This window comes from Polaribacter sp. Z014 (genome assembly GCF_023555435.1).
Lineage (GTDB): Bacteria > Bacteroidota > Bacteroidia > Flavobacteriales > Flavobacteriaceae > Polaribacter.
Genome location: NZ_JALCZP010000001.1, coordinates 22,328 through 42,987 on the forward strand (window position 1 = coordinate 22,328; position 20,660 = coordinate 42,987).

The 20,660-nt window shown below is 29.8% G+C and carries 23 protein-coding genes; 7 read left to right on the forward strand and 16 right to left on the reverse strand.

Annotated features, from left to right (window positions below):
- The first annotated feature begins 25 nt into the window (after positions 1-25).
- Complete coding sequence (locus tag MPF19_RS00120; protein ID WP_249986303.1) at positions 26-373, forward strand: arsenate reductase family protein; 348 nt, start codon at positions 26-28, stop codon at positions 371-373.
- Positions 374-409: 36 nt separating this feature from the next.
- Here the strand turns inward: MPF19_RS00120 and MPF19_RS00125 are convergent, their stop codons facing one another.
- The 3 genes from MPF19_RS00125 to MPF19_RS00135 all read right to left on the reverse strand — a co-directional run bounded on the left by MPF19_RS00125 (position 410) and on the right by MPF19_RS00135 (position 1,491).
- On the reverse strand, positions 410-709 hold the full coding sequence (locus tag MPF19_RS00125; protein WP_249986304.1) for a type II toxin-antitoxin system RelE/ParE family toxin: 300 nt from the start codon (positions 707-709) through the stop codon (positions 410-412).
- Between the two features lie 15 nt (positions 710-724).
- On the reverse strand, positions 725-949 hold the full coding sequence (locus MPF19_RS00130; RefSeq protein ID WP_249986305.1) for a type II toxin-antitoxin system ParD family antitoxin: 225 nt from the start codon (positions 947-949) through the stop codon (positions 725-727).
- A 65-nt stretch (positions 950-1,014) separates the two neighbouring features.
- A complete protein-coding gene (locus tag MPF19_RS00135) occupies positions 1,015-1,491 on the reverse strand; it encodes a DUF4252 domain-containing protein (RefSeq protein ID WP_249986306.1) in 477 nt (158 codons plus the stop codon).
- A 128-nt stretch (positions 1,492-1,619) separates the two neighbouring features.
- On the opposite strand from MPF19_RS00135, the gene MPF19_RS00140 reads away from it, so the two are divergent.
- Together MPF19_RS00140 and MPF19_RS00145 are read left to right on the forward strand one after the other, a co-directional pair.
- Positions 1,620-2,228, forward strand: a complete 609-nt coding sequence (locus tag MPF19_RS00140; RefSeq protein ID WP_203393239.1) for a DUF4254 domain-containing protein — start codon at positions 1,620-1,622, stop codon at positions 2,226-2,228.
- Between the two features lie 8 nt (positions 2,229-2,236).
- Positions 2,237-3,247, forward strand: coding sequence for a glycosyltransferase family 9 protein (locus MPF19_RS00145; protein WP_349666049.1), 1,011 nt, complete (start codon positions 2,237-2,239; stop codon positions 3,245-3,247).
- Here MPF19_RS00145 and MPF19_RS00150 read toward each other — a convergent pair.
- The gene (locus MPF19_RS00150) at positions 3,244-4,152 is read right to left on the reverse strand and encodes a DUF8457 domain-containing protein (protein ID WP_249986307.1); all 909 of its coding nucleotides are present in this window, start codon (positions 4,150-4,152) and stop codon (positions 3,244-3,246) included. The two genes, MPF19_RS00145 and MPF19_RS00150, sit on opposite strands and share 4 nt — an antisense overlap.
- 100 nt (positions 4,153-4,252) lie before the next feature.
- Between MPF19_RS00150 and MPF19_RS00155 the strand changes: the two genes are divergently transcribed.
- Genes MPF19_RS00155 through mscL form a run of 3 tightly spaced genes read left to right on the forward strand, consistent with a single transcriptional unit; the run spans position 4,253 to position 6,434 of the window.
- Positions 4,253-4,873 (forward strand): thymidine kinase, encoded by a 621-nt coding sequence (locus tag MPF19_RS00155; protein ID WP_203393241.1) that lies wholly within the window; start codon positions 4,253-4,255, stop codon positions 4,871-4,873.
- Positions 4,874-5,971 (forward strand): alanine racemase, encoded by a 1,098-nt coding sequence (gene alr, locus MPF19_RS00160; RefSeq protein ID WP_249986308.1) that lies wholly within the window; start codon positions 4,874-4,876, stop codon positions 5,969-5,971.
- A 52-nt stretch (positions 5,972-6,023) separates the two neighbouring features.
- Complete coding sequence (gene mscL, locus MPF19_RS00165) at positions 6,024-6,434, forward strand: large conductance mechanosensitive channel protein MscL (RefSeq protein ID WP_249986309.1); 411 nt, start codon at positions 6,024-6,026, stop codon at positions 6,432-6,434.
- Between the two features lie 76 nt (positions 6,435-6,510).
- Here the strand turns inward: mscL and truB are convergent, their stop codons facing one another.
- The 8 genes from truB to MPF19_RS00205 all read right to left on the reverse strand — a co-directional run bounded on the left by truB (position 6,511) and on the right by MPF19_RS00205 (position 14,483).
- Entirely contained in the window at positions 6,511-7,215 is a 705-nt protein-coding gene (gene truB, locus MPF19_RS00170; RefSeq protein WP_249986310.1) for a tRNA pseudouridine(55) synthase TruB, read from the reverse strand.
- A gap of 9 nt (positions 7,216-7,224) precedes the next feature.
- Positions 7,225-8,034, reverse strand: coding sequence for an undecaprenyl-diphosphate phosphatase (locus tag MPF19_RS00175; protein WP_249986311.1), 810 nt, complete (start codon positions 8,032-8,034; stop codon positions 7,225-7,227).
- Between the two features lie 2 nt (positions 8,035-8,036).
- On the reverse strand, positions 8,037-8,279 hold the full coding sequence (locus MPF19_RS00180; protein ID WP_249986312.1) for a DUF3098 domain-containing protein: 243 nt from the start codon (positions 8,277-8,279) through the stop codon (positions 8,037-8,039).
- Positions 8,280-8,283: 4 nt separating this feature from the next.
- The gene (locus tag MPF19_RS00185; RefSeq protein ID WP_249986313.1) at positions 8,284-9,162 is read right to left on the reverse strand and encodes a cell division protein FtsX; all 879 of its coding nucleotides are present in this window, start codon (positions 9,160-9,162) and stop codon (positions 8,284-8,286) included.
- Between the two features lie 74 nt (positions 9,163-9,236).
- Positions 9,237-9,638, reverse strand: coding sequence for a methylmalonyl-CoA epimerase (mce, locus tag MPF19_RS00190; protein WP_249986314.1), 402 nt, complete (start codon positions 9,636-9,638; stop codon positions 9,237-9,239).
- Between the two features lie 93 nt (positions 9,639-9,731).
- Positions 9,732-10,181, reverse strand: coding sequence for a hypothetical protein (locus MPF19_RS00195; protein ID WP_203393249.1), 450 nt, complete (start codon positions 10,179-10,181; stop codon positions 9,732-9,734).
- Between the two features lie 100 nt (positions 10,182-10,281).
- Positions 10,282-11,706: a DUF5689 domain-containing protein gene (locus MPF19_RS00200; RefSeq protein WP_249986315.1), complete on the reverse strand. Its 1,425-nt coding sequence runs from the start codon at positions 11,704-11,706 to the stop codon at positions 10,282-10,284.
- 20 nt (positions 11,707-11,726) lie between these two features.
- Positions 11,727-14,483, reverse strand: a complete 2,757-nt coding sequence (locus MPF19_RS00205) for a carboxypeptidase-like regulatory domain-containing protein (protein ID WP_249986316.1) — start codon at positions 14,481-14,483, stop codon at positions 11,727-11,729.
- A gap of 141 nt (positions 14,484-14,624) precedes the next feature.
- Between MPF19_RS00205 and MPF19_RS00210 the strand changes: the two genes are divergently transcribed.
- Positions 14,625-15,680 (forward strand): endonuclease/exonuclease/phosphatase family protein, encoded by a 1,056-nt coding sequence (locus MPF19_RS00210; protein WP_249986317.1) that lies wholly within the window; start codon positions 14,625-14,627, stop codon positions 15,678-15,680.
- A gap of 571 nt (positions 15,681-16,251) precedes the next feature.
- Here MPF19_RS00210 and MPF19_RS00215 read toward each other — a convergent pair.
- The 4 genes from MPF19_RS00215 to MPF19_RS00230 all read right to left on the reverse strand — a co-directional run bounded on the left by MPF19_RS00215 (position 16,252) and on the right by MPF19_RS00230 (position 20,651).
- Positions 16,252-17,775 carry an Rne/Rng family ribonuclease gene (locus MPF19_RS00215; RefSeq protein ID WP_203393253.1) on the reverse strand — a complete coding sequence of 508 codons (1,524 nt, stop codon included), beginning with the start codon at positions 17,773-17,775 and terminating at the stop codon, positions 16,252-16,254.
- Positions 17,776-18,066: 291 nt separating this feature from the next.
- Positions 18,067-18,357 (reverse strand): HU family DNA-binding protein, encoded by a 291-nt coding sequence (locus MPF19_RS00220; protein WP_036824254.1) that lies wholly within the window; start codon positions 18,355-18,357, stop codon positions 18,067-18,069.
- Positions 18,358-18,530: 173 nt separating this feature from the next.
- Positions 18,531-19,760, reverse strand: coding sequence for a DUF4302 domain-containing protein (locus tag MPF19_RS00225; RefSeq protein WP_249986318.1), 1,230 nt, complete (start codon positions 19,758-19,760; stop codon positions 18,531-18,533).
- Positions 19,761-19,766: 6 nt separating this feature from the next.
- Complete coding sequence (locus MPF19_RS00230; protein ID WP_249986319.1) at positions 19,767-20,651, reverse strand: zinc-binding metallopeptidase; 885 nt, start codon at positions 20,649-20,651, stop codon at positions 19,767-19,769.
- Positions 20,652-20,660 lie beyond the last annotated feature (9 nt).

The following is a 20,660-nucleotide window of genomic DNA, read 5'->3' on the forward strand; positions in this document are numbered from 1 at the left end:
GATGATGTAAATATAATCTATAAAAATGAAGAAAGTCTATTTTTTACAAACTTGTGATACTTGCCGAAGAATTTTAAAAGAGGTAAATACCGATGGTTTTGAACGACAAGAAATTAAAACAAACAATATAACTGCAGCTCAATTAGAAGAAATGTATGCACTTTCTGGTAGTTACGAAGCACTTTTTAATAAGCGTGCAAAGTTGTATAAATCTATGGACTTGAAAAACCAAACTTTGTCTGAGGCGGATTATAGACAGTTTCTTTTGGATGAATACACATTTTTAAAACGTCCGGTTTTTATAGTTGATGAAGAAATTTTTATTGGAAATAGTAAGAAAGTAATTGAAGCTTTAAAAGAGAAGATTGGTTAAACCTTCTCTTTTTATATTTTTGTGAAAATATCGAAATTATTTAAAGTTTCTAGGAATATCTTTACTACCATGTAAAACTCTAACAATCCTTATATGGTTATTTAATAGCCTGTAAAAAATAATGTGTTGTTGCTCTGTAATTGAGAACAAATCTTGTTTTATTTCATTTCTTTGACGCCCAATTTCTGGGTGAATTACTAAATTATTAAAAACAGCTTCTAAATCTGTTAGATAACTTACAGCTTGGTTAAAACCATATTCTTTTTCTGTATAATCAAATATTTTTTCTATGTCAAAATCTGCTTCTTGGGATAAGTTGTAGTGAAGTAATTTCATTAGACCAATACCGCTTTATCTTTTTTTCTTAAAGTTAATTATATCTGAAACAGACCTTTTACTTGGTTCCCCAGACCAACCTTTTTCTATTTCATTTCTTAAATCTTTAATAACTTTATCTCTATAAATACTATGTAATCTCAAAGCATCTCTAATAACCTCGCTGTTATTTTGATATTCGCCAGTCTCCACTTGTTCCGAAATATATTCTTCTTGCTTTTTTGTAAAACTAATATTCATTTGATATAAAAATAAAAATGTCCATATTTAGTAAATATAGACATTTTTTAATCAATTTAAAAATTTTAATTTGAAGAATACTTTACATCCGAAGAAGAAATCATAGCTGCTAGTTCATCGTGTGTAATTTTAGTTTTTACCCCAAAAAGCACCATTTTATCTGAATCACTGTTTGCTCTAATAATTATTTCTCTAATATATTTCCCTTCTTCTATAAAAAACAATTCGGCTTTACTTCCGTTTTCTTTTACTCTTGCCAATGTTTTTAGGTTGTTTTTTCTGCTGAATTTTCTAAAGTCTTTTGAAAGATTGCTATCTTCATTATTGAAAATCATTAATTTAAAATCGCTCGATTTTCTAATAATATTCATTAAATCATCATCGTCTTCATTATCTAAAAATGAACCCGCCAAAGAAGCTGATAAATTGATAGAAAAAGTAGATTTCTCTTTATTTACGCTATAGAAATTTTCGAATGCTGCATCTTGTGCAGAAATAGAAGTTATAAAAAATGCGAATAAAATGGTTGCTAAATGTTTCATGTTAGTGGGTTTTAAATTGAAGACGACTACGAACTACATATGTTACAATACACGTTTTATTTTAAGAAATTATATCACCTAAAACCTAACATTAATTTTGTAATTTTGCATTCTAAAATTTAAAGTATATGTTTTCTAAAAAAGCCAACGAGATTTTTGATAATTGTATAAAAACTTATAAAAAAAACACAGAAGTAGAGCAAGTTTGCATAAATCCTTTTGATAAAAAAAGTGATTTAATCGATTTTCTTTTGTTTGAAAAATGTTGGGTAGATGCTACACAATGGGCTTATGAAGATATTATTAGAGACCCAAATATAAATGCAGAAGATGCACTTGTTTTAAAAAGAAAAATTGATGCTTCTAACCAAGTTAGAACTGATAATGTTGAATTTATTGATAGTTATTTTTTAGATAAATATAAAGACATCAACGTTTCTAAAGACGCAAAAATAAATTCTGAAAGTCCGGCTTGGGCAATTGATAGATTGTCAATTTTAGCTTTAAAAATTTATCACATGCATTTAGAAACAGTTAGAGAAGACGCTTCTGAAGCACACAAAGCTAGTTGCTCTAAAAAATTAGCTATTCTTTTAGAACAACGTACAGATTTATCTACTGCTATTGATGATTTACTAGAAGATATTGAAAACGGTAAAAAATATATGAAAGTGTACAAACAAATGAAAATGTATAATGACGCTGAATTAAACCCTGTTTTAAGAGCCTCTAAATAACACCACTCTTGTCTAATTCTAAAAATAATATTTTAATAATACGTCTTTCAGCAATGGGAGACGTAGCTATTTTAGTACCTGTTTTAAATGCTTTATTTAAACAAAATAAAGAGGTTAACGTTACTATTTTAACTCAGAAATTTTTTACTCCTATATTTAAAGACTTTAAAAACGTTACTGTTTATCCGGTTGATAAAAAAGGAAAGCACAAAGGTTTTTTAGGATTATTTAGACTATACAAAGAATTAAAACCTTTTAATTTTACTGCAATTGCAGATATACATAATGTTTTAAGAAGTAATGTTTTAAAACTGTTGTTCTTCAATAAAAAATGTATTCAGATTCATAAAGGAAGAAAAGAGAAAAAAGAGTTAATTTCTAAAGAAAACTTTAAGCAATTAAAAACCTCTAGTGAACGTTATGCAGATGTTTTTAGAAAATTAGGTTTTACTATTGATTTATCAAATCCTGTTTTTCCAGAAAAAAAACCAATCCCTAATATTTTTAAAAACGTTATTAATAGCGAGCGTAAAACAATAGGAATTGCCCCTTTTGCTGCTCATAAAAGCAAAATGTATTCTTTAGAAAAGATGAAAATTGTTGTAGCACAACTTTCTAAAAATTATACCCTATTATTATTTGGTGGTAAAAGTGATGTTGCACAATTAGAAACGCTTAAAACAAACCAAAATATTTATTTAGCCGCAGGAAAACTAAGTTTTACAGAAGAATTAGATACCATTTCTAACCTAGACTGTATGTTGTCTATGGATTCTGGAAACGCTCATTTAGCAGCAATGTATGGCGTAAAAGTAATTACTATTTGGGGAGTTACGCATCCGTTTGCTGGGTTTGCACCTTTTAATCAACCAAAAGAAAATGCTTTATTAGCTGACACTAAAGAATATCCTTTAGTGCCAACTTCTATTTATGGTAATAAGTACCCGCAAGAATATATTAATTGTGCAGACAGTATTACTACCGAGCAAATAATCAATAAAGTAAACAGTATTCTTTAAGCAAATTTACGCTCTACAATTTCTATAAAACGAGCTTCTAATTCTTCTTGTTTAGACCAATCGTAATCTGGTTTTACCATCTTATTAAGAAACTTTTTAGCTTCTTTTTCTGTTCCGTAGGTATTTAATTGAGAAACTACTCTGTTAAAATCTTCTTGACTGCCTTCAAACAAATTCTTAACAAACGCAATTCTATCATTTAAACCAATCTGAATGTTTGTATTTAACCTATCGTTTAAAGATTTTGGTGCAGTAACAGGAATATCAAATAAAGTAGCCATTTCATCCACAGAAATAGTGTCTTCTAACTCTTCTTCTAAAGACAATACTTTATTTTCTGTTACTTTAACCTCTTCCTTTATTTCTACAGATTTAGGTTCCGCAAACATAATTTCTTCTAACTCCGCAAAAGGTTGTTCTATAATTTCTTCTACTACAACGGCTACTTTCTCCTCTTCTTTCTTTACCTCTACTGCTTCCTCCAATACAACTTCTTCAATTTCATAAAGTTCTACTATTTCTTCTTCAATAGAGTCATTAACTGATTCAAATTCTTCAATCTCCTCATCATCAACAGAAGCAATCTCTTCCTCTTCTTCGATTTCGTAAAGCTCTACGATTTCTTCCTCAACAGACGCAACTTCGCTAACCTCTTTAATATCAACAGAAACAACTTTTTGTTCTTCTTTTAACTCTAATCCTTTTTCTACCTTAATAATTAATTCTTCTTTTGTTTCTTCTAAACCTGGAGTTGTATTTACATATTCTTCTACAAAAGCCAATAATGATAATTTTTCATAAATTTCTTTCGATTTTTCTTTTAAAGCAAACACATCTTCTTTATTTTTTAATTGTAAAATACTGTGTGCTAAACTGATTAAATCAGCTTCTAATTTTTTGTGCATAAGTTGTTTCTTGAAGTTATTTTTTACTCGTAAATATTCCTAAATTTGTTGAAATTCAAAGTAACATCAAATTTAACATTCTAATGCCTAAAATTACAAAATGTTTCTCGAAAATACAGTAAATCATTCAGAACAATTTGGTTGGATTGAAGTAGTTTGCGGCTCTATGTTTTCTGGTAAAACAGAAGAATTAATTAGAAGATTAAAACGTGCTCAATTTGCAAAACAACGTGTAGAGATCTTTAAACCTGCGGTTGATACTCGTTACGATGAAGAAGAAGTGGTTTCTCATAACGATAATAGAATTCGCTCTACACCTGTGCCTATTGCATCTAACATTCGCCTATTAGCTACTGATGTTGATGTTGTTGGTATTGATGAAGCTCAGTTTTTTGACGATGAAATTGTTGCCGTTTGTAACGATCTAGCAAACCGAGGTGTTCGGGTAATTGTTGCCGGTTTAGATATGGATTTTAAAGGAAATCCTTTTGGGCCAATGCCTGCTTTAATGGCAACTGCAGAATACGTTACAAAAGTACATGCCGTTTGCACACACACCGGAAACTTGGCGCATTACAGTTTTAGAAAAGCGAAAAATGATGATTTGGTAATGTTAGGGGAAACTCAAGAATATGAGCCTTTAAGTAGAGCTGCATATTACAAAGCAATACAAAAACAAAGAATCTTAACCCAAAAAGATTCTGATTCAACTTCAGAATAAATGAATAACCATGTTACAGTTTTAGAAATTGATGGTGATGCATTGTTGCATAACCTAAATTATTTTAAAGGAAAATTACAACCAGAAACAAAAGTTTTGGCAGTTGTTAAAGCTTTTGGTTATGGTAGTGATGCCGTACAAATTGCTAAATTTTTAGAAGACAAGGTAGATTATTTTGCTGTAGCATATGCTATAGAAGGGATAGCTTTACGAGAAGCTGGTGTAGAAGCACCCATTTTAGTGCTTCATCCTCATATTCAAAACATTGCCTCTGTTGTAGAATATAGGCTGGAACCTTGTTTGTATAATTTTAGAATTTTTAACGCCTTTTTGCAACTGGCAGATGAAATTCCGTTAATGAATTACCCTGTACATCTAAAATTTAATACAGGCCTAAATAGATTAGGGTTTTGGCATACCGATATTCCTAATATAATAGCTAGTTTAAAAGAAACAACCCACGTAAAAGTAGCTTCTTTGCTTTCTCATTTAGCAGCAAGTGAAGATTTAGAAGAACAAGATTTTACGATCAATCAAATAAATAACTTCGCTTATATTGCTCAGCAATTCTACAAACATTTAGGTTATGAACCTATGCTACACATTTTAAATACTTCCGGAGTAATAAACTATCCAAAAGCACAATTTAATATGGTTAGAATTGGTATAGGATTATACGGTTTTGGTAATGAAGAAAAAGAAACAGCTCAACTTAAAAATACACATAATTTAAAATCTATTATTTCTCAAATTCATATTATAGAACCCGGAGAAACAGTGGGTTACAATAGAGCATATACAGCTACTAAAAAAAGTAAAACCGCAACAATACCCATTGGTCATGCAGATGGTTTATCTAGAAGATTAGGTAATAAGAAAGGATATGTACTTATTAATAATCAAAAAGCATATATAATTGGTAATGTTTGTATGGATATGATTATGGTAGATATTACAAAAATTGATTGTAGAGAAGGTGATGAAGTAATTATCTTTAATAATCAAGCTATGATACAGCATATTGCTGATGTTTCTGAGACCATTCCGTACGAAACATTAACAGCAATCTCTCAACGTGTTAATAAAGTGTTAAAGTGATAGTTATTTTTATTACTTTTGCAATCTAATATTTAATTAAAATTAAAATAAGATGTTAAAAGAATTTAAAAAGTTTATTACCGGTGGTAATGTAATTGAATTTGCAGTAGCAGTAATTATGGCAGGTGCAATTGGCCTAGTTGTAAAAGGATTTGTGAGTAATATTGTGATGCCAGTTGTAGGTTTATTTACAGGAGGTGTTAGTTTTGCTGATCAAAAATATGTTTTAACTGAAGCTGTATTAGATGCAGCAGGAAAAGTTACTAGTCCAGAAAATGCAATTACTTATGGTGCTTGGATTGATTCTATTATCAATTTAATTATTGTTGGTTTTGTAATGTTTATGATGATTAGACAATACAACAAAATGAAGAAAAAAGAAGAAGTTGTTCCAGAAGCTCCAAAAGGACCAAGTCAAGAAGATTTATTAGGAGAAATTAGAGATTTATTAGCTAAAAAATAAATTTTTACTTTTCTTTATAAAACAAAAACCCAAGCAGTAGCTTGGGTTTTTTTATGCTTAAATAAATATTTTTTTGTTAAGATTCTATAGAATTTTCTTTTAAATTTTCAATAAAACCTTCTACAGAGACTCCATTTTCTACAGTAAAATCACCAATTTTAGTTCTTCTTAATGCTGATAAATGTGCACCTGAGTTTAAAGCTAACCCAAAGTCGTATGCTAAAGAACGAATATATGTTCCTTTACTACAAACCACTCTAAATTCTACTTCAGGTAAATTTATTTTTGTGATTTCAAATTCTGTAATACTTACAGTTCTAGACAGAATTTCTGTAGTTTCACCTTTTCTTGCTAACTCGTACAAGCGTTTACCATCTTTTTTTATTGCAGAGAAAATAGGTGGTTTTTGTTGAATATCACCAAAAAATTGTTTGGTAGTTTCACGTAATAATTCTTCTGTAATATGTTCTGTAGGATATGTTTTATCAACCTCTGTTTCTAAATCATAACTAGGTGTAGTTGCCCCAATTGTAAATGTACCTGTATATTCTTTTTCTTGCCCTTGATAGACATGTATTTCTTTAGTTTGCTTACCGGTACAAATAATTAACAAACCAGTAGCAAGAGGGTCTAAAGTACCCGCATGACCAACTTTAATCTTTTTAATATTAAAACGTTGTCTTATTTCCCAACGAAGTTTATTTACTACTTGAAATGAAGTCCAGTTTAAAGGTTTATCTATTAATAAAACTTGACCGTTTTTATAGTCTTCTTCTGTCATCAACAAAAATTATATAGTTAATCTATAAATGAAAAAGTGAATAATTAACAGAGAAATCCCTAATACTATTCTATAGTACCCAAATATTTTAAACCCTTTTTTACTTAAATAATCTATAAAAGATTTAATAGCAATTAACGCTACTACAAAAGCAATAACATTACCAATAATTAAATAATTAACTTGGTCTGTAGACAACTCAAAACCTGCTTTATAATATTTATACATTTTATAGGCAGTAGCTCCTAACATTGTTGGTACTGCTAAAAAAAACGAAAATTCTGCAGCAGCTTTTCTATTGATTTTTTGCGTCATACCACCCACAATACTTGCACCACTTCTAGAAGTTCCAGGAATCATTGCTAAACATTGAAAGAAACCAATTTTTAAAGCAGTCATGTAGCTTATCTCTGTATGTGCTGTTGGGTTTTCTGCATCGTAGACTTCATTAGATTTAAACCAATCATCTACTTTTAATAGAATAAAACCACCTATTATTAATGAAACTGCCACGGTTACAGGGCTTTCAAGTAAACTATCAATAACGTCATTTAATAATAAACCTAAAACTACGGCAGGAATAAATGCTACTAATAATTTAAAGTAAAAATCGATACTCTGAAAGAATCTTTTCCAGTATAAAACAACTACAGATAAAATGGCTCCTAATTGAATTACAATTGTAAAAAGTTTGGTAAAATCGTCTGTAGCAATTTTCATAAAAGACGATGCAATAATCATGTGTCCAGTAGATGACACAGGTAAATATTCTGTTATTCCTTCAATAACAGCTAAAATGATTGTTTCTATTAAATTCATTTTTATTTTTTGGGATTTGCTAAAATAGCATAAATTTCAATTCCTAAACCTATAATTACTAATGTTGGCGCTAAACGAATACGTTGCCAATTGTAGATTTCTTCATTAAAAACTTCAGGATTATCACTTCCTCCTCCTGCCATAAATATAAAACCTAAAGCAATAACGATAATACCAACAATCATGATTGTATAGTTCTTTTTACCAAATAGAAAAGTTGGTTGTTCTGTGTTTTCGTTTTTCATTGTATTAATAATAAAGTTCGTCTGTTTGTAAGTTTAAAAAACGTTGTGTTGCAAAAAAAGTGCTAATCCAAGTAATTAAAAAGGCCGAAATTAAAACGCCTCCAACTAAATAACCTAGGGTAACATAATCTTTAATTAAGTGTAAACTAGGTGCCATTTGATCTACATAATAAATAACAATACCTAAACCTACAAGCGCAACAAGGGCTCCTAAAATACCCAATTTAATACTTTGCAAAATAAAAGGTTTTCTAATAAAACCTTTGGTGGCTCCAACCATTTGCATCGTTTTAATATTAAATCGTTTAGAATATATAGATAATCTAATAGAACTATTAATTAAAATCATAGCTATTAAACCAAAGAAACCACAGATAACTAATAGCCAAAAGCTAATTCGTTTAATGTTTTTAGTTAATAAATTAATTAAAGATTTATCATAAGAAACATCGGATACATAGGCATTTTTAAGGAAACGTTGTTCTAACTCTTGCATTTTTTCTGGAGTTACAAAATCTGCTTTTAAATAAATATCTATTCCATTTTTTAAAGGATTCTCTCCTAAGAACTTCAGAAAATCTTCACCAATTTCTTTACTATAAGTTTTGGCTGCTTTTTCTTTACTTGTATAAATAATAGTTCTAGTAAACGGCTCTTTCAGTAAAGATTCTTTAAAATTATTCCTATTTTTAGTAGAAACATTGTCTTTTAAGAACAACGTTATTGCAACTTTTTCTTTTACTTTATTAGCAACAAAGGTAGATTTTAACAAAACCAACCCCAAAATACCGACCATAAAAAGCACTAAAGCTATACTTACTACTACTGAAAAGTAAGAAGATAGCAGTCGTCGTTTTTGATAAGAATCAAAGCTAGATGACATATTTTAAAATGGTTTTAAGAGTTGGCAAGATAATAATTAGAATGCAGTTTCCGTAACTGTTAGCAGTATTTTAACTAATCTATTTCTTGACATAATTCTATAAGGACTCCATTCGTAGATTTTGGGTGTAAAAAAGCGACTAATTTATTATCAGCTCCCTTTTTTGGATCTTTATTTAAAATGATAAACCCCTCTTTTTCAAGCCTTTTTATCTCTGCTTTTATATCTAAAACAGCTAAGGCAATATGATGAATACCTTCTCCTTTTTTTTCTATAAATTTGGCAATAGGACTTTCTGGGTTTGTGGCTTCTAATAATTCTATTTTATTTGGACCGGAATTAAAAAAGGATGTTTTTACACCTTCGGAAACTACTTCTTCTGTTTTATAATGCGGCTTGCCAAAAAGTGAAGCAAACAAATCATTTGACTTTTCTAAATCTTTTACGGCAATGCCAATGTGTTCTATTTTTTTCATTTTGTAAAAATAAAGAAAACGCTTCATCCTAAATTGAAACGTTTTTATTGTAAACAGATAATTCTTTTTTTATGGTTTTATAATTAAATTATTTTAAGCCACATTTAGCTTATCTACCTTTAGATAAACATCTGTCATGTTTAAACTATTAGCATTAAAAATTTCTGCACTTAATGCTATTGTTTCGTTTTCTCTTAACAATAAAGTAAGTGTTTTATGAGATGATTTTACAGTTTGAATATTGGCAGATTCTTTAGTTATTTTTGCTTTATCCGCATAAATTCTATTGTTTATTACCAATCCTAATTCTGTTTTAGAGTTTCTATAAAAAGTACTTATTGAATTCTGATGAAAACCCCAAGAAACTTTATAGACTCCATAAACAGGGATTGTTAGTTTTTTATTGTTCCAATAAGATTGAATATTATTATTGCCATTATTTTGAAATCTAACAACTCCATTTACAGAAAGTTCGCTCAATTCTGCATTTAAAGTAAAACTACATTTACTTATAGCTGATTTTTCTAATCCTTCATTATTCATAGCCTTTTTTTTTACAAAAATATACATTTAAACAAATTACTTAAAGAGGAAAAATACCCGATTAACAAAAAATACTTCCTTTTTAACAACTTATTACTTGTTATGGTTTAGCATTAATAACAATATTATCTAACTCATAAGTTCCATCAAAATTCACATTCCCATTACCTATATATTTAAAAGCGATAAAAGCAGTTCCTGAATAATTTGACAATTCGATATAAGTAGAATGAATCCAACTCTTATAATTCTCTCCATTAGAAACTATTTTTGCGGGTAAAATACTCCAATTTGCAGCATTGATATTATTTTCATTTCCATCAAAATTGGTAGAAATTAAAGCTTGTAATTCGCTACCATTTCCAAAACTATTAGAAGTTTCAAAAGACAAAAATTCTTGTGATGTTATATCTAAGTCAATCCCCGAGGTAATTAACCAAGTAACCGTACTTTCATCTCCAGAACTACTAGACCCCATTCTTGCCGCTTTACTTTGCGAATAAGTATCCGTATAAGATCTCCATGACTTCGTCCCTACTTCTCTATAGTTTATCCAATTAAAAACATCAATATCTCCAGATTCATTATCAAAATTTTCTGATAATAAAATTGTCGAATATTCTTCCGCAGGTAACGGTGTGCACCTTTCATCAATCATAGTAACATCATTGGTATCATTTAAAACCAGTACAATTAAATCACCTCCATAATCTTTAGAAACAATGGCTTTTATTGTACCTGCATTTTCTGGTAAAGTTTCGTTTGAAAAACGAGAAAACGAACTCGTTTCTACTAATAATTCATCATACCCCAACCCTAAACAAGTTTGAATTTTACGTTGCGTATCAAAATCTTCTATGGGATCTACATAGGATTTACCAGCTAGTTTAGCATCGAAAAACACGTTTTCTAAAGCTACAAAGGTTCCTATATCTGTTTCGTTTATACCTGCAAAATCAATTACTTTTGGCACAATTTCTTCTGTAGTTTCTGTTCTATAAATATGATTCGGAATTTGATTTGTAGTTACGTTTTCAATCTCTGTAAGATCTGTCGCACTTATTTTTCCGCCAATGGTAATATTTCCATCTCCAGAATTGGTTTCACCAACATATAAACCTTTTAAACGAATATAAATTTCTCTACCAATATTAAATTTATTGTAACTATTACTTAAATTTAAAGCAACTTTTATGCCTGCTGTTGGGTTTTCTGATTCGTCTTGCATATAAAACTCCTTATAGAAATTCCCATTTTTATCCGAAGAAATAACATATCCTTTTACCACAATATCAGAGACAATTTCTAATGGATCATCTCCAATTATATAGAGCTCTTTAAGCTGTTTTATCGTTTTTAATTGAAGAGCGCCAGAAGAAATACTGTCTATAATTTTATTAACAGCTTCATTTTCTTCATTTCCTAAACTTTCTGGTACTGTAAAATCTGCATCGTCTACACAAGTTACAAAAGAGATACTTGCTATAAGCGCCAAAACTATTGTGATTATTCTATTCTTTTTCATCTTTCTTTTTTTTCTTTTTCTTAAAACGACACACTTACATTCATAAAATAAGTTGCGCCTCTACCATACCAATATTTATTGCCAAAAACAGGTTTATCTAAAGATTTATCTTCTAATAATTGTCTGTAATTGGCATTTCTTCCTTGTTCAAATCCGCCAGATTTATAGATTTTATTTAATAAATTATTTACCGTTGCAAAAACACTGATGTAATACTTTTTAATGATAAAAGATTTTCCGCCAATTAAGTTTACAACCGAATAATTAGCGAATTTCTCTTGCTCTAAAAGTCCTTTTGAAATCTCATTATCATATTCTAAAAAGGGCAAACCATCATCATCTGTGTAAAAATTTTGAGACCTATTTAAAGGAGAAACATCAATAAATGTATTACTGAAAAAATTTAGTGTAGCTCCAATTAACCAATAATCCGGATCTCTATATTCGAAACCCAAGGAATATGCCTTTTGTGGTCCTGCAGCTAATTTGTAATTTTTGAGATTTGTTTTCCCAAAATCTTTAAATCCATTTACAAAACCAGCAACCAAAGATTCCGTATCTGCTTCTGTGGTTAAATATAAATTCGGGTTATTATCATACGTAAACTGACCAATAGCAGCGGCTCCTTTTAAATTTATGGTTGATGTAACTTGGGCTTCTAACCCCAATTCTAAGCCCAAATGCTTTTTGTTAATTCCATGTAGTATTTCTTGCACAAATGCCGTATTATCTCCACCAACACCATCAGCAAAATAAAAAGAAATCTCCGTTGCATCTTTTACAGATGTGTAATATGCGGTTACTTTAGAGGTAATAATTGGGCTTCTAAAAACATAACTAATATCTGTAGACAGTATTTTTTCGCTTTGTAAATCTAAAACAACATTGTTATTTTCTCTTGAGTTAGAAAAGGTGTTTCTAATTGTTGGTGCAGCCGATATATATGCAACATTTAGATCTACCAAATGCCTTCCTGTAAACTTATAAGTCACACCCGTTTTAAAACCATAGTTCATAAATTTCTGTGCTTCTGATTTTCCTAAAGAACTTTCAGAAAAACTTCCATTTTTATATAAACCTTCTCGCTGATGTGTTGTATTAGAAACATTTAAAGCAGCATAAAAATCTGTTTTGTTATACCTAAATTGAGCTTGAGTAAAAGCTGCTATTATAGTAGAATTTAGATTGAAATTATATTTAAACTCATCTCCTTCTTTCACTATTCTATTCGGGTTTAAGAGATCGTTTTGTTTCTCTTCTTCATTTGCCCCAAAAGGATCAATATCTAAATAACCTTCTCCTCCTAACAAATCAATAACAGATGCAAAATTATGAGAACGCAATTGTTTATATTCTATTTTTCCGTTGATAGAAATATTTTCATTTATCTCAGTATTTAAGATGCTATTTATGGTTAATTGTTTGTCATCATTTCTATCTTCATACAAAACATAGGCATTTTCTAAACCTGAATTTTTATTGGTATTATTGGCATCAAAAATCCGATTCCAATTTATTTGTCCGTCGTTTTTAAAATTATTTCCTGCATCATAAGCACCTTCAAAATCATCATATCTTAAAAAATAACTCGGTAAATTTTGATAATAAGCGGCACTCGGATTCGACCCTCCATTATAATCTATTCTACTATTACCAATTTTCCCAAATTGATAGGCAATACTTGTGTTTATAGCGGTCTTTTTAGAAAGATTCCAATAATGATTCAACATTAAAATGGGCTCACTAACTTCTTTAATTCTAGAATTTTTCTTTTTGCCATTTAAAAAACCCCAATAATCATTGTACTTTATTCCTTTTAAATCGAATACTTCTTGTGTGTTAGGTGATGATTTACCTCTTCTATTTGGTGTATAAATTCCTGTAAAATTAATGCTACTTTTATCGCTTAACTTTTTTTCTATGGAGGTAAAAAAGGAATATGCATTGTAAGAAGTTGCGTCATTAAAACCTTCATTACCTATTCTTCTACTTCCAGAAAAAGTAAATGCCCAGTTATTTTTTAACATTCCGCTAGAATAAGTAGCCATCATTCTATGTTGATAACTTCTGTTGGAAGAAGAATAAGCTATCTTTATTCCTGGTCTTTGTTCGGATGCTCTCGTATTCATATTTGTAGAACCCAAAAGACCTCCAAAAGTAACGTCTGAAGGTGTTAAACCATTTCTAAATTCCTGATTTCTTAACACATCATTTAATCCTCCCCAATTTCCCCACTGTGCTCTACCGTCATAGACCTTATTCATTTCTATGCCGTTAATTAACACTTTTCCGTTACCCGAATCCAATCCTTTTATCTTAAAAAAAGACGAACTAAATTCATAAGCGGCAGTTCTAAGAAAAATATCCTTTGATGATTGTAGTAGTCCAGAAATATTATCTGCAGAACTAGCGTCATCATTTAACTCATCATCCGTAAGTGTAATTAAGCTTAAATCTTGATTTTCTATAACTTCTTTAAATAAAAAGATACTGCCTAAATTTAAAGTTTTACCGGAGGTTTCAATTGGAATATTTTGGGTTTCGTATCCAACCAATTTTAATTCTAAAATGACTTTTCCATTTTGGAAATTCCTGATTATAAAATTACCATTTAAGTCTGTAAATTGATTTTTAGACGTGTTTTTAATTTTAACTAAAACATCTTTAATCGGTTTTTTAGAATCGTTATCTAAAACGATTCCCTTCACTATACTCTGCCCATTAACCACCGAAAACGAGGCCAATAGCAAGCAAGTTGCCATAACAATTTTTTTCATAATTAGTAAATTGTACTTTAAATTTCCTTTTTCTTTGCTCTTAAAGTTAGTCAAAAAAAATTAAATCATTGAATTTCAAGCTATCTTAACACATAAAATTGCTTTAGTTTCTTACTTTTGTAGAACAATAAAAACACTAAAATGAATAAGAAATTATTTTTTATTTTTATTTTTTCGCTAACAATTACAGCATGTAATTCTCAAAAAAATGGAAAAAAATATAACATTAGAACCATTGCTTTTTACAACTTAGAAAACTTGTTTGATACAATTAACGATGTAAATAAGAATGATGAAGCGAGCCCAATGATGGAATTAAAAACGAATAGATCTAAGGTTTATTGGGATAAAATTGAAAAACTAAGTAGTACAATTGCTCAAATAGGAGCGGATAAAACGAAGACAAGTCCTGCTATTATTGGTGTTTCTGAAGTTGAAAACCTAAGTGTTTTAGAAGATTTAATACATTCTAAACATTTGGTTAAAAATGATTATGGCATTATACATTATGATTCTCCGGACAAAAGAGGGATAGACGTTGCGTTATTGTATCAGAAAAAATATTTTAATCCCATTCATCATGAAGCATTTAATCCAAAAATATTTAAAGATAACTATCCTGTTTACACTAGAGATCAATTATTAGTTTCTGGTTATTTAGATGATGAATTAATACACGTTATTGTAAACCATTGGCCCTCTAGAAGGGGTGGTGAAGCTGCGAGCAGGCCTAATAGAGAAAAAGCAGCCTACCAGAACACTAAAATAATAGAGCAGGTTAGAAAGCAAGACGCCAAGGCTAAAATATTAATTATGGGAGATTTTAATGATGACCCTAATAATTCTAGTTTTAAAAATGTTTTAAAAACTAAGAGTAGAAAAAAAGATGTACACGAAGGAGATTTATACAATCCTTATGAAGATATGTTTCGAAGAGGATTTAATACGTTAAAATACAGAGATAAAATAAATTTATTTGATATGATTTTCTTTACCTCTCCTCTTTTAGACAAGGGAGAAAAAGATTTTTCTACGTATAAAATGTACAAAGCAATGATTTTTAACAAGCGCTTTTTAACTACTAAAAAAGGGAAATATAAAGGATATCCTTTTAGAAGTTTTTCTAACGGTGGTTACACGGGTGGTTATTCTGACCATTATCCTGTTTATCTGTATTTGATTAGAGAAGCTAAATAGTATTCAGAATTACATTGTTATTCTTAGCATTCAGTTTGTTATTTCGACTATGCTCAATATAAACTTAGCAGAAATCTCATGAAGTTACTCAGTTTTGTGTTAGCTTCTTTATGGGATTTCTCCTAACTTTGAAATGACACGGTTGTGTTTTTTTTTGCGCTCTGTTTGTCTTTTCGAACTTTTGAGAGAAATCTCATAAAGTTTGGGTGGTGGTGTGGTATCACTGTTATGGGATTTCTCAATACTTTCGAAATGACAAGTTGGGTGGTTAATTTTAAAGACCTCAAAGGTTTTAAAAACCTTTGAGGTGTCTATGTTACTCTAAAATAACTTCCTTTTCTAGTTCTCTATACGCGTTAAGGATAGAGCCTTTCGACTACGCTCAAGACAGGCTCAATGTTTGAGCTCTTTTTTATTCTTTTTCTGAATAAAAAAAGCGAGTGCGAAAGCCTGACCCTTGTGGTAACGCCCAAAAGAATTAAGAAAACTTTATAAAACACAAAACCCCGAAACATAGACGTTTCGGGGTTTTTTGATAAAAAATTATTGCCTTTAAATTATTAATTTATCTCTATATAGATTTAAATTTATAGTTTAAGTATGTGTAAGCGTCACGAGGTATAATTGTAATCCACTTTTTGTGTTTTAAATACCATTTAAAACGTATAGAATTCACGCCTTTTGTTAGATAAGCTGCAATAAAAGGGTGTACATTTAATTGTACTTTTCCTTCTTTAGAGTTTGACATAAATTTCTCTAAATCTGCTTCTATTTTGTCTAACAAAACAATAGGTGCTTCTACTTCTCCATTTTTATTTGGGTTGGCTTCGGTAGTTTTTATACTTAACTCTGGTCTTACCCTTTGTCTTGTAATTTGTACCAATCCAAATTTACTTGGAGGTAATATTTTGTGCTTTGTTCTATCTAAAGCCATTTGATCTTTCAAGTGCTGAAACAGTTTATTTCTGTTTTCTGCTTTGTGCATATCTATAAAATCTACAACTATAATTCCTCCCATATCACGTAATTGTAATTGGCGAGCTATTTCTGTAGCTGAAATTAGATTTACTTCTAATGCAGTATCTTCTTGAGAACCAGCTTTATTAGAACGGTTTCCGCTATTAACATCAATAACGTGTAATGCTTCTGTGTGCTCTATCACTAAATAGGCACCTTTACTCATAGAAACTGTTTTTCCAAAAGATGTTTTTATTTGTCTTTCTATTCCGTATTTTTCAAAAATAGGAGTATCAGATTTGTGTAATTTTACAATTTTTTCCTTTTCAGGATATATTTCTTGTAAATACTCTTTTATTTCTTCTTTCAAAGTTTCATCATTTGTTACAATACTAGTAAAGGAATCATTCATTACATCTCTTAAAATAGAAGATGCTCTGTTTAACTCGCTTAAAATCTTTGTTGGTGTGTTTGTATTTGGTATACTTTTACACATTCTTACCCAACGTTCTAATGAGTTTTGCAAATCTTTATCTAGTTCTGCTACTTTTTTGCCTTCGGCAACAGTTCTTAAAATAACACCAAACCCTTTTGGCTTAATGCTTTTTGCTAATCTTTTTAAACGTTCTTTTTCTTTTGGGTCTGCTATTTTTTGAGAAACAGAAACTCGGTTAGAAAAAGGAACTAAAACCAAAAATCTACCTGCTATAGACAACTCTGAACTTAATCTTGGGCCTTTTGTAGAAATTGGTTCTTTTACTATTTGTACTAATAGGTTTTGCCCTGTTTTTAGTACTTGGTTAATACTACCGTCTTTGTTAATGTCTTCTTCCTTTTGGAAGTTCTTTAAAGTGAATTCTTTATACTTACCTGTGCTTACTTTCTTAATGAACGAATTTAATGAGTTTACTTGCGCACCTAAATCATGATAATGTAAAAACCCATCTTTTGGGTATCCTACATTTACAAAGGCTGCATTTAAACCAGTTAAAACTTTTCCTATTTTGGCTAAAAAAATATCGCCAACCGAGAATTTGTTATCACTAGTTTCATTATTTAATTCAATAAGTTTTCCATCTCTTAATAAGGCAAAATCAATATCAGATGAATTTGAACGAATTATTAATTCTGTTTTCATGCTGAAATGGTTTTAACTCCACACATAATTGTGCAGATGGGATTAATATTGTCAGGTATTTTGTAATACCGTGTGAGATTGTTTAATCTCTTATGTCAATGAACTTTTTGTTTTTTCGCTATACAATAAACGAAAAAGTAAGCGGATGCTTACTTTTTCTTGTGTCTATTTGCTCTAGCTCTTTTCTTTCTTTTGTGTGTAGAGATCTTTGCTCTCTTTCTTTTTTTACCGCTTGGCATAATTTCGATTTGTTTTTAAATCCGTTAAGATTTAGATTAATATTGTGTGTTTTTACTTAACTACTACTTTACTTTTTACTCCTTCTGTAAAAGTTTTTGCCGGTTTAAAGGCTGGAATATTGTGCGCTGGAATCTTAATTGTAGTATTCTTAGAAATATTTCTACCAGTTTTTTCTGCTCTTGTTTTGATAATAAAACTACCAAAACCTCTCAAATAAACGTTATCACCATTTTCTAATGCATCTTTCACTTCAGTCATGAATGCCTCTACAGTTGCTAATACATCTGTCTTTTCGATTCCTGATTTATCTGATATTTTCGATACGATATCTGCTTTCGTCATGTCTCTATTTTTACTATATTTTTATTAATTTACTTTCAAAAATGCGGATGCAAATATATGATAATTAATCAATTCCAAGTAATTAAAAGTAAAAAAAACAAAAGTATTAAGCGAAAAAAAATCTAAGATTAAAATCTTAGATTTTTTCACTTATAATTTATGTATTATTTAGATTATAATTTAATTACAAACCAAGCATTTGCATCAACAGTACTAGTTAATTTAACTTCGGTTGGATTTGTTGGTGTATTTGGCTCTGCTATATATGGCGCATTATTAAGAATATAAATAAGCAATGGGTTAAGGTGTCTATAATAAGACCAATTTAAACCTTCACCCACAGGAGATATAGCTAACTGATCTGATTCACCCATAATAGGAGAAAAAGCTAAATTATATTCTGCAGTCCATATCTGTGTAGGTGGTGCTAATGAATAAAATCCGATACCGCTACCGCTACTAATAGTTCCAATTGAAATAGATCTTTGCAAAGTTTCTCCAAGTGCAATGTTAGCATTATATACTTCTACATATTTATTAAAAAAGCCTACAGAAATAGCAGAAAAATCAGTTGTATCAATACTCCAATCTTGATTTACATTAAAAGGAGCTACAATTAAATCAATAACAATGGTTCCATCAAGAGATATTAATTGGTTTAGAGTTTTATCTAAAGTAAATCCCTTTACCTCATTACCATCAAAAGTAATAGGTTCATACAATTTAATACCAGTAGTAGTAAAAATATATGCCATATTAATATCTTCCTCTCCTTCTATTGAAAAAGCAATATGACGGTTCGCTAAATTTACAGAGTAATCCTCTCCATTAACAGCAATACCAGAAGCAAGTGAAATAGTGTATTCAACATCATTTACTTTTGTTAAATACTCTTCTGGAGATTCTGTAAGTCTTAACATTCTCATTGTATTTCCAGATTTTATTCCCCTAAGAGTAATTTCATCATTTTCGTTTGATTGAAAAGCAAATTCATAATCTCCTTGTTTCGCTTGATATAAAGAACCACTAGGGTTTGCAAACTCATGCATATATTCATTATATGTATTAAAAGTTAAAACAGCACCACCATAAGCAATTATATCATACGTAGAGGATTTTGATTCTGTGATATCATCTGCTCCTTCATAAAAAACAGTTGACACTTCATTCTCTTCAAATTTAACAACATAATTAAACCCCCCAAATTGCTGGTTAGATTCTGGATAATATTCTAACACCCAACCATTCTCTGATGAGTTTAGTAAGGTTGAATATTGATCAATTGATGCATCTATTCTTTCAGAGGGAGATGTATCAAATACTCTTGTTTCATTATCTTCACATGAAGTAATTAGAATGCTAATGAAGATAAGTAGAAAAGACTTTATTATATATTTTTTCATATTAAATTAATTTATGTTATCTAAATCTAAGTTATTTAAGTTTTGCTGTCTTACTAGAATATTATCTCGTAAATCATCCATATCAATATTCCAACTTTCTTTTAGATAATTTTTTACAATTGTCAATTTTTGTGTAATTATTGGACCACCTTCATCGCCTGCAGCTGTAATGATATCTGACCATTCTGTAGATGATTTAGTTAAGTAATGCGCTATCAATTCTACAAAATCATCATTTGGTTGATTACTAGCATAATCACTAATATACCCTGCCTCTAAAGATTCTCCTGCATCCCAAATTGTATTCCATTCATCTTGAACATAAGTAGTACCTGTAATTTTTTCAAAATCTCTTGTATATGGTTTATTTTGATGTAAAATATGCCCAAACTCATGATAGACAGTTCTAAAATAACGATCATTTAAACGCTCTATATCTGTTACATCTATGTTATTTATATCATATAAAACAACTTTTAAACCACCTTCTGCAGTACCCAAAAGTACTGTACCATTGTTATTATATGCTCCAGACCCCACCAAAACAAACATTTTAGGTGTTGTTTTTTTAATAAACTCTAACGAACCTACTTCTTTAAAAGGTTCAAAAAAGTAGTAATTTATTAAATTGGCCATCTTTATAGATTTCTCATAATCTGATGGCACTACATAGTAATTTAAATCCGATTCAATATCTGGTAATTTATATAGCAATTCTACATTATACTGAGATACAAACTCTTTTCTTAAAAAAACATCAAATTGGTTTTCAATACCATTCTCTACTTTAATTACACTTTTATCTGGCGACGGCAAATCTGTTTCTTCACAACTAGTAAAAATAGCCGTAGAACACATTGCTGCTATGAATATATATATTATTTTTCTCATAATTCTTTT

Bases quoted from the DNA above. Each gene is read 5' to 3' on its own strand.
- MPF19_RS00120 (WP_249986303.1), top strand. From the start codon at position 26: ATGAAGAAAGTCTATTTTTTACAAACTTGTGATACTTGCCGAAGAATT.
- MPF19_RS00125 (WP_249986304.1), bottom strand. From the start codon at position 709: ATGAAATTACTTCACTACAACTTATCCCAAGAAGCAGATTTTGACATA.
- MPF19_RS00130 (WP_249986305.1), bottom strand. From the start codon at position 949: ATGAATATTAGTTTTACAAAAAAGCAAGAAGAATATATTTCGGAACAA.
- MPF19_RS00135 (WP_249986306.1), bottom strand. From the start codon at position 1,491: ATGAAACATTTAGCAACCATTTTATTCGCATTTTTTATAACTTCTATT.
- MPF19_RS00140 (WP_203393239.1), top strand. From the start codon at position 1,620: ATGTTTTCTAAAAAAGCCAACGAGATTTTTGATAATTGTATAAAAACT.
- MPF19_RS00150 (WP_249986307.1), bottom strand. From the start codon at position 4,152: ATGCACAAAAAATTAGAAGCTGATTTAATCAGTTTAGCACACAGTATT.
- MPF19_RS00155 (WP_203393241.1), top strand. From the start codon at position 4,253: ATGTTTCTCGAAAATACAGTAAATCATTCAGAACAATTTGGTTGGATT.
- alr (WP_249986308.1), top strand. From the start codon at position 4,874: ATGAATAACCATGTTACAGTTTTAGAAATTGATGGTGATGCATTGTTG.
- mscL (WP_249986309.1), top strand. From the start codon at position 6,024: ATGTTAAAAGAATTTAAAAAGTTTATTACCGGTGGTAATGTAATTGAA.
- truB (WP_249986310.1), bottom strand. From the start codon at position 7,215: ATGACAGAAGAAGACTATAAAAACGGTCAAGTTTTATTAATAGATAAA.
- MPF19_RS00175 (WP_249986311.1), bottom strand. From the start codon at position 8,034: ATGAATTTAATAGAAACAATCATTTTAGCTGTTATTGAAGGAATAACA.
- MPF19_RS00180 (WP_249986312.1), bottom strand. From the start codon at position 8,279: ATGAAAAACGAAAACACAGAACAACCAACTTTTCTATTTGGTAAAAAG.
- MPF19_RS00185 (WP_249986313.1), bottom strand. From the start codon at position 9,162: ATGTCATCTAGCTTTGATTCTTATCAAAAACGACGACTGCTATCTTCT.
- mce (WP_249986314.1), bottom strand. From the start codon at position 9,638: ATGAAAAAAATAGAACACATTGGCATTGCCGTAAAAGATTTAGAAAAG.
- MPF19_RS00195 (WP_203393249.1), bottom strand. From the start codon at position 10,181: ATGAATAATGAAGGATTAGAAAAATCAGCTATAAGTAAATGTAGTTTT.
- MPF19_RS00200 (WP_249986315.1), bottom strand. From the start codon at position 11,706: ATGAAAAAGAATAGAATAATCACAATAGTTTTGGCGCTTATAGCAAGT.
- MPF19_RS00205 (WP_249986316.1), bottom strand. From the start codon at position 14,483: ATGAAAAAAATTGTTATGGCAACTTGCTTGCTATTGGCCTCGTTTTCG.
- MPF19_RS00210 (WP_249986317.1), top strand. From the start codon at position 14,625: ATGAATAAGAAATTATTTTTTATTTTTATTTTTTCGCTAACAATTACA.
- MPF19_RS00215 (WP_203393253.1), bottom strand. From the start codon at position 17,775: ATGAAAACAGAATTAATAATTCGTTCAAATTCATCTGATATTGATTTT.
- MPF19_RS00220 (WP_036824254.1), bottom strand. From the start codon at position 18,357: ATGACGAAAGCAGATATCGTATCGAAAATATCAGATAAATCAGGAATC.
- MPF19_RS00225 (WP_249986318.1), bottom strand. From the start codon at position 19,760: ATGAAAAAATATATAATAAAGTCTTTTCTACTTATCTTCATTAGCATT.
- MPF19_RS00230 (WP_249986319.1), bottom strand. From the start codon at position 20,651: ATGAGAAAAATAATATATATATTCATAGCAGCAATGTGTTCTACGGCT.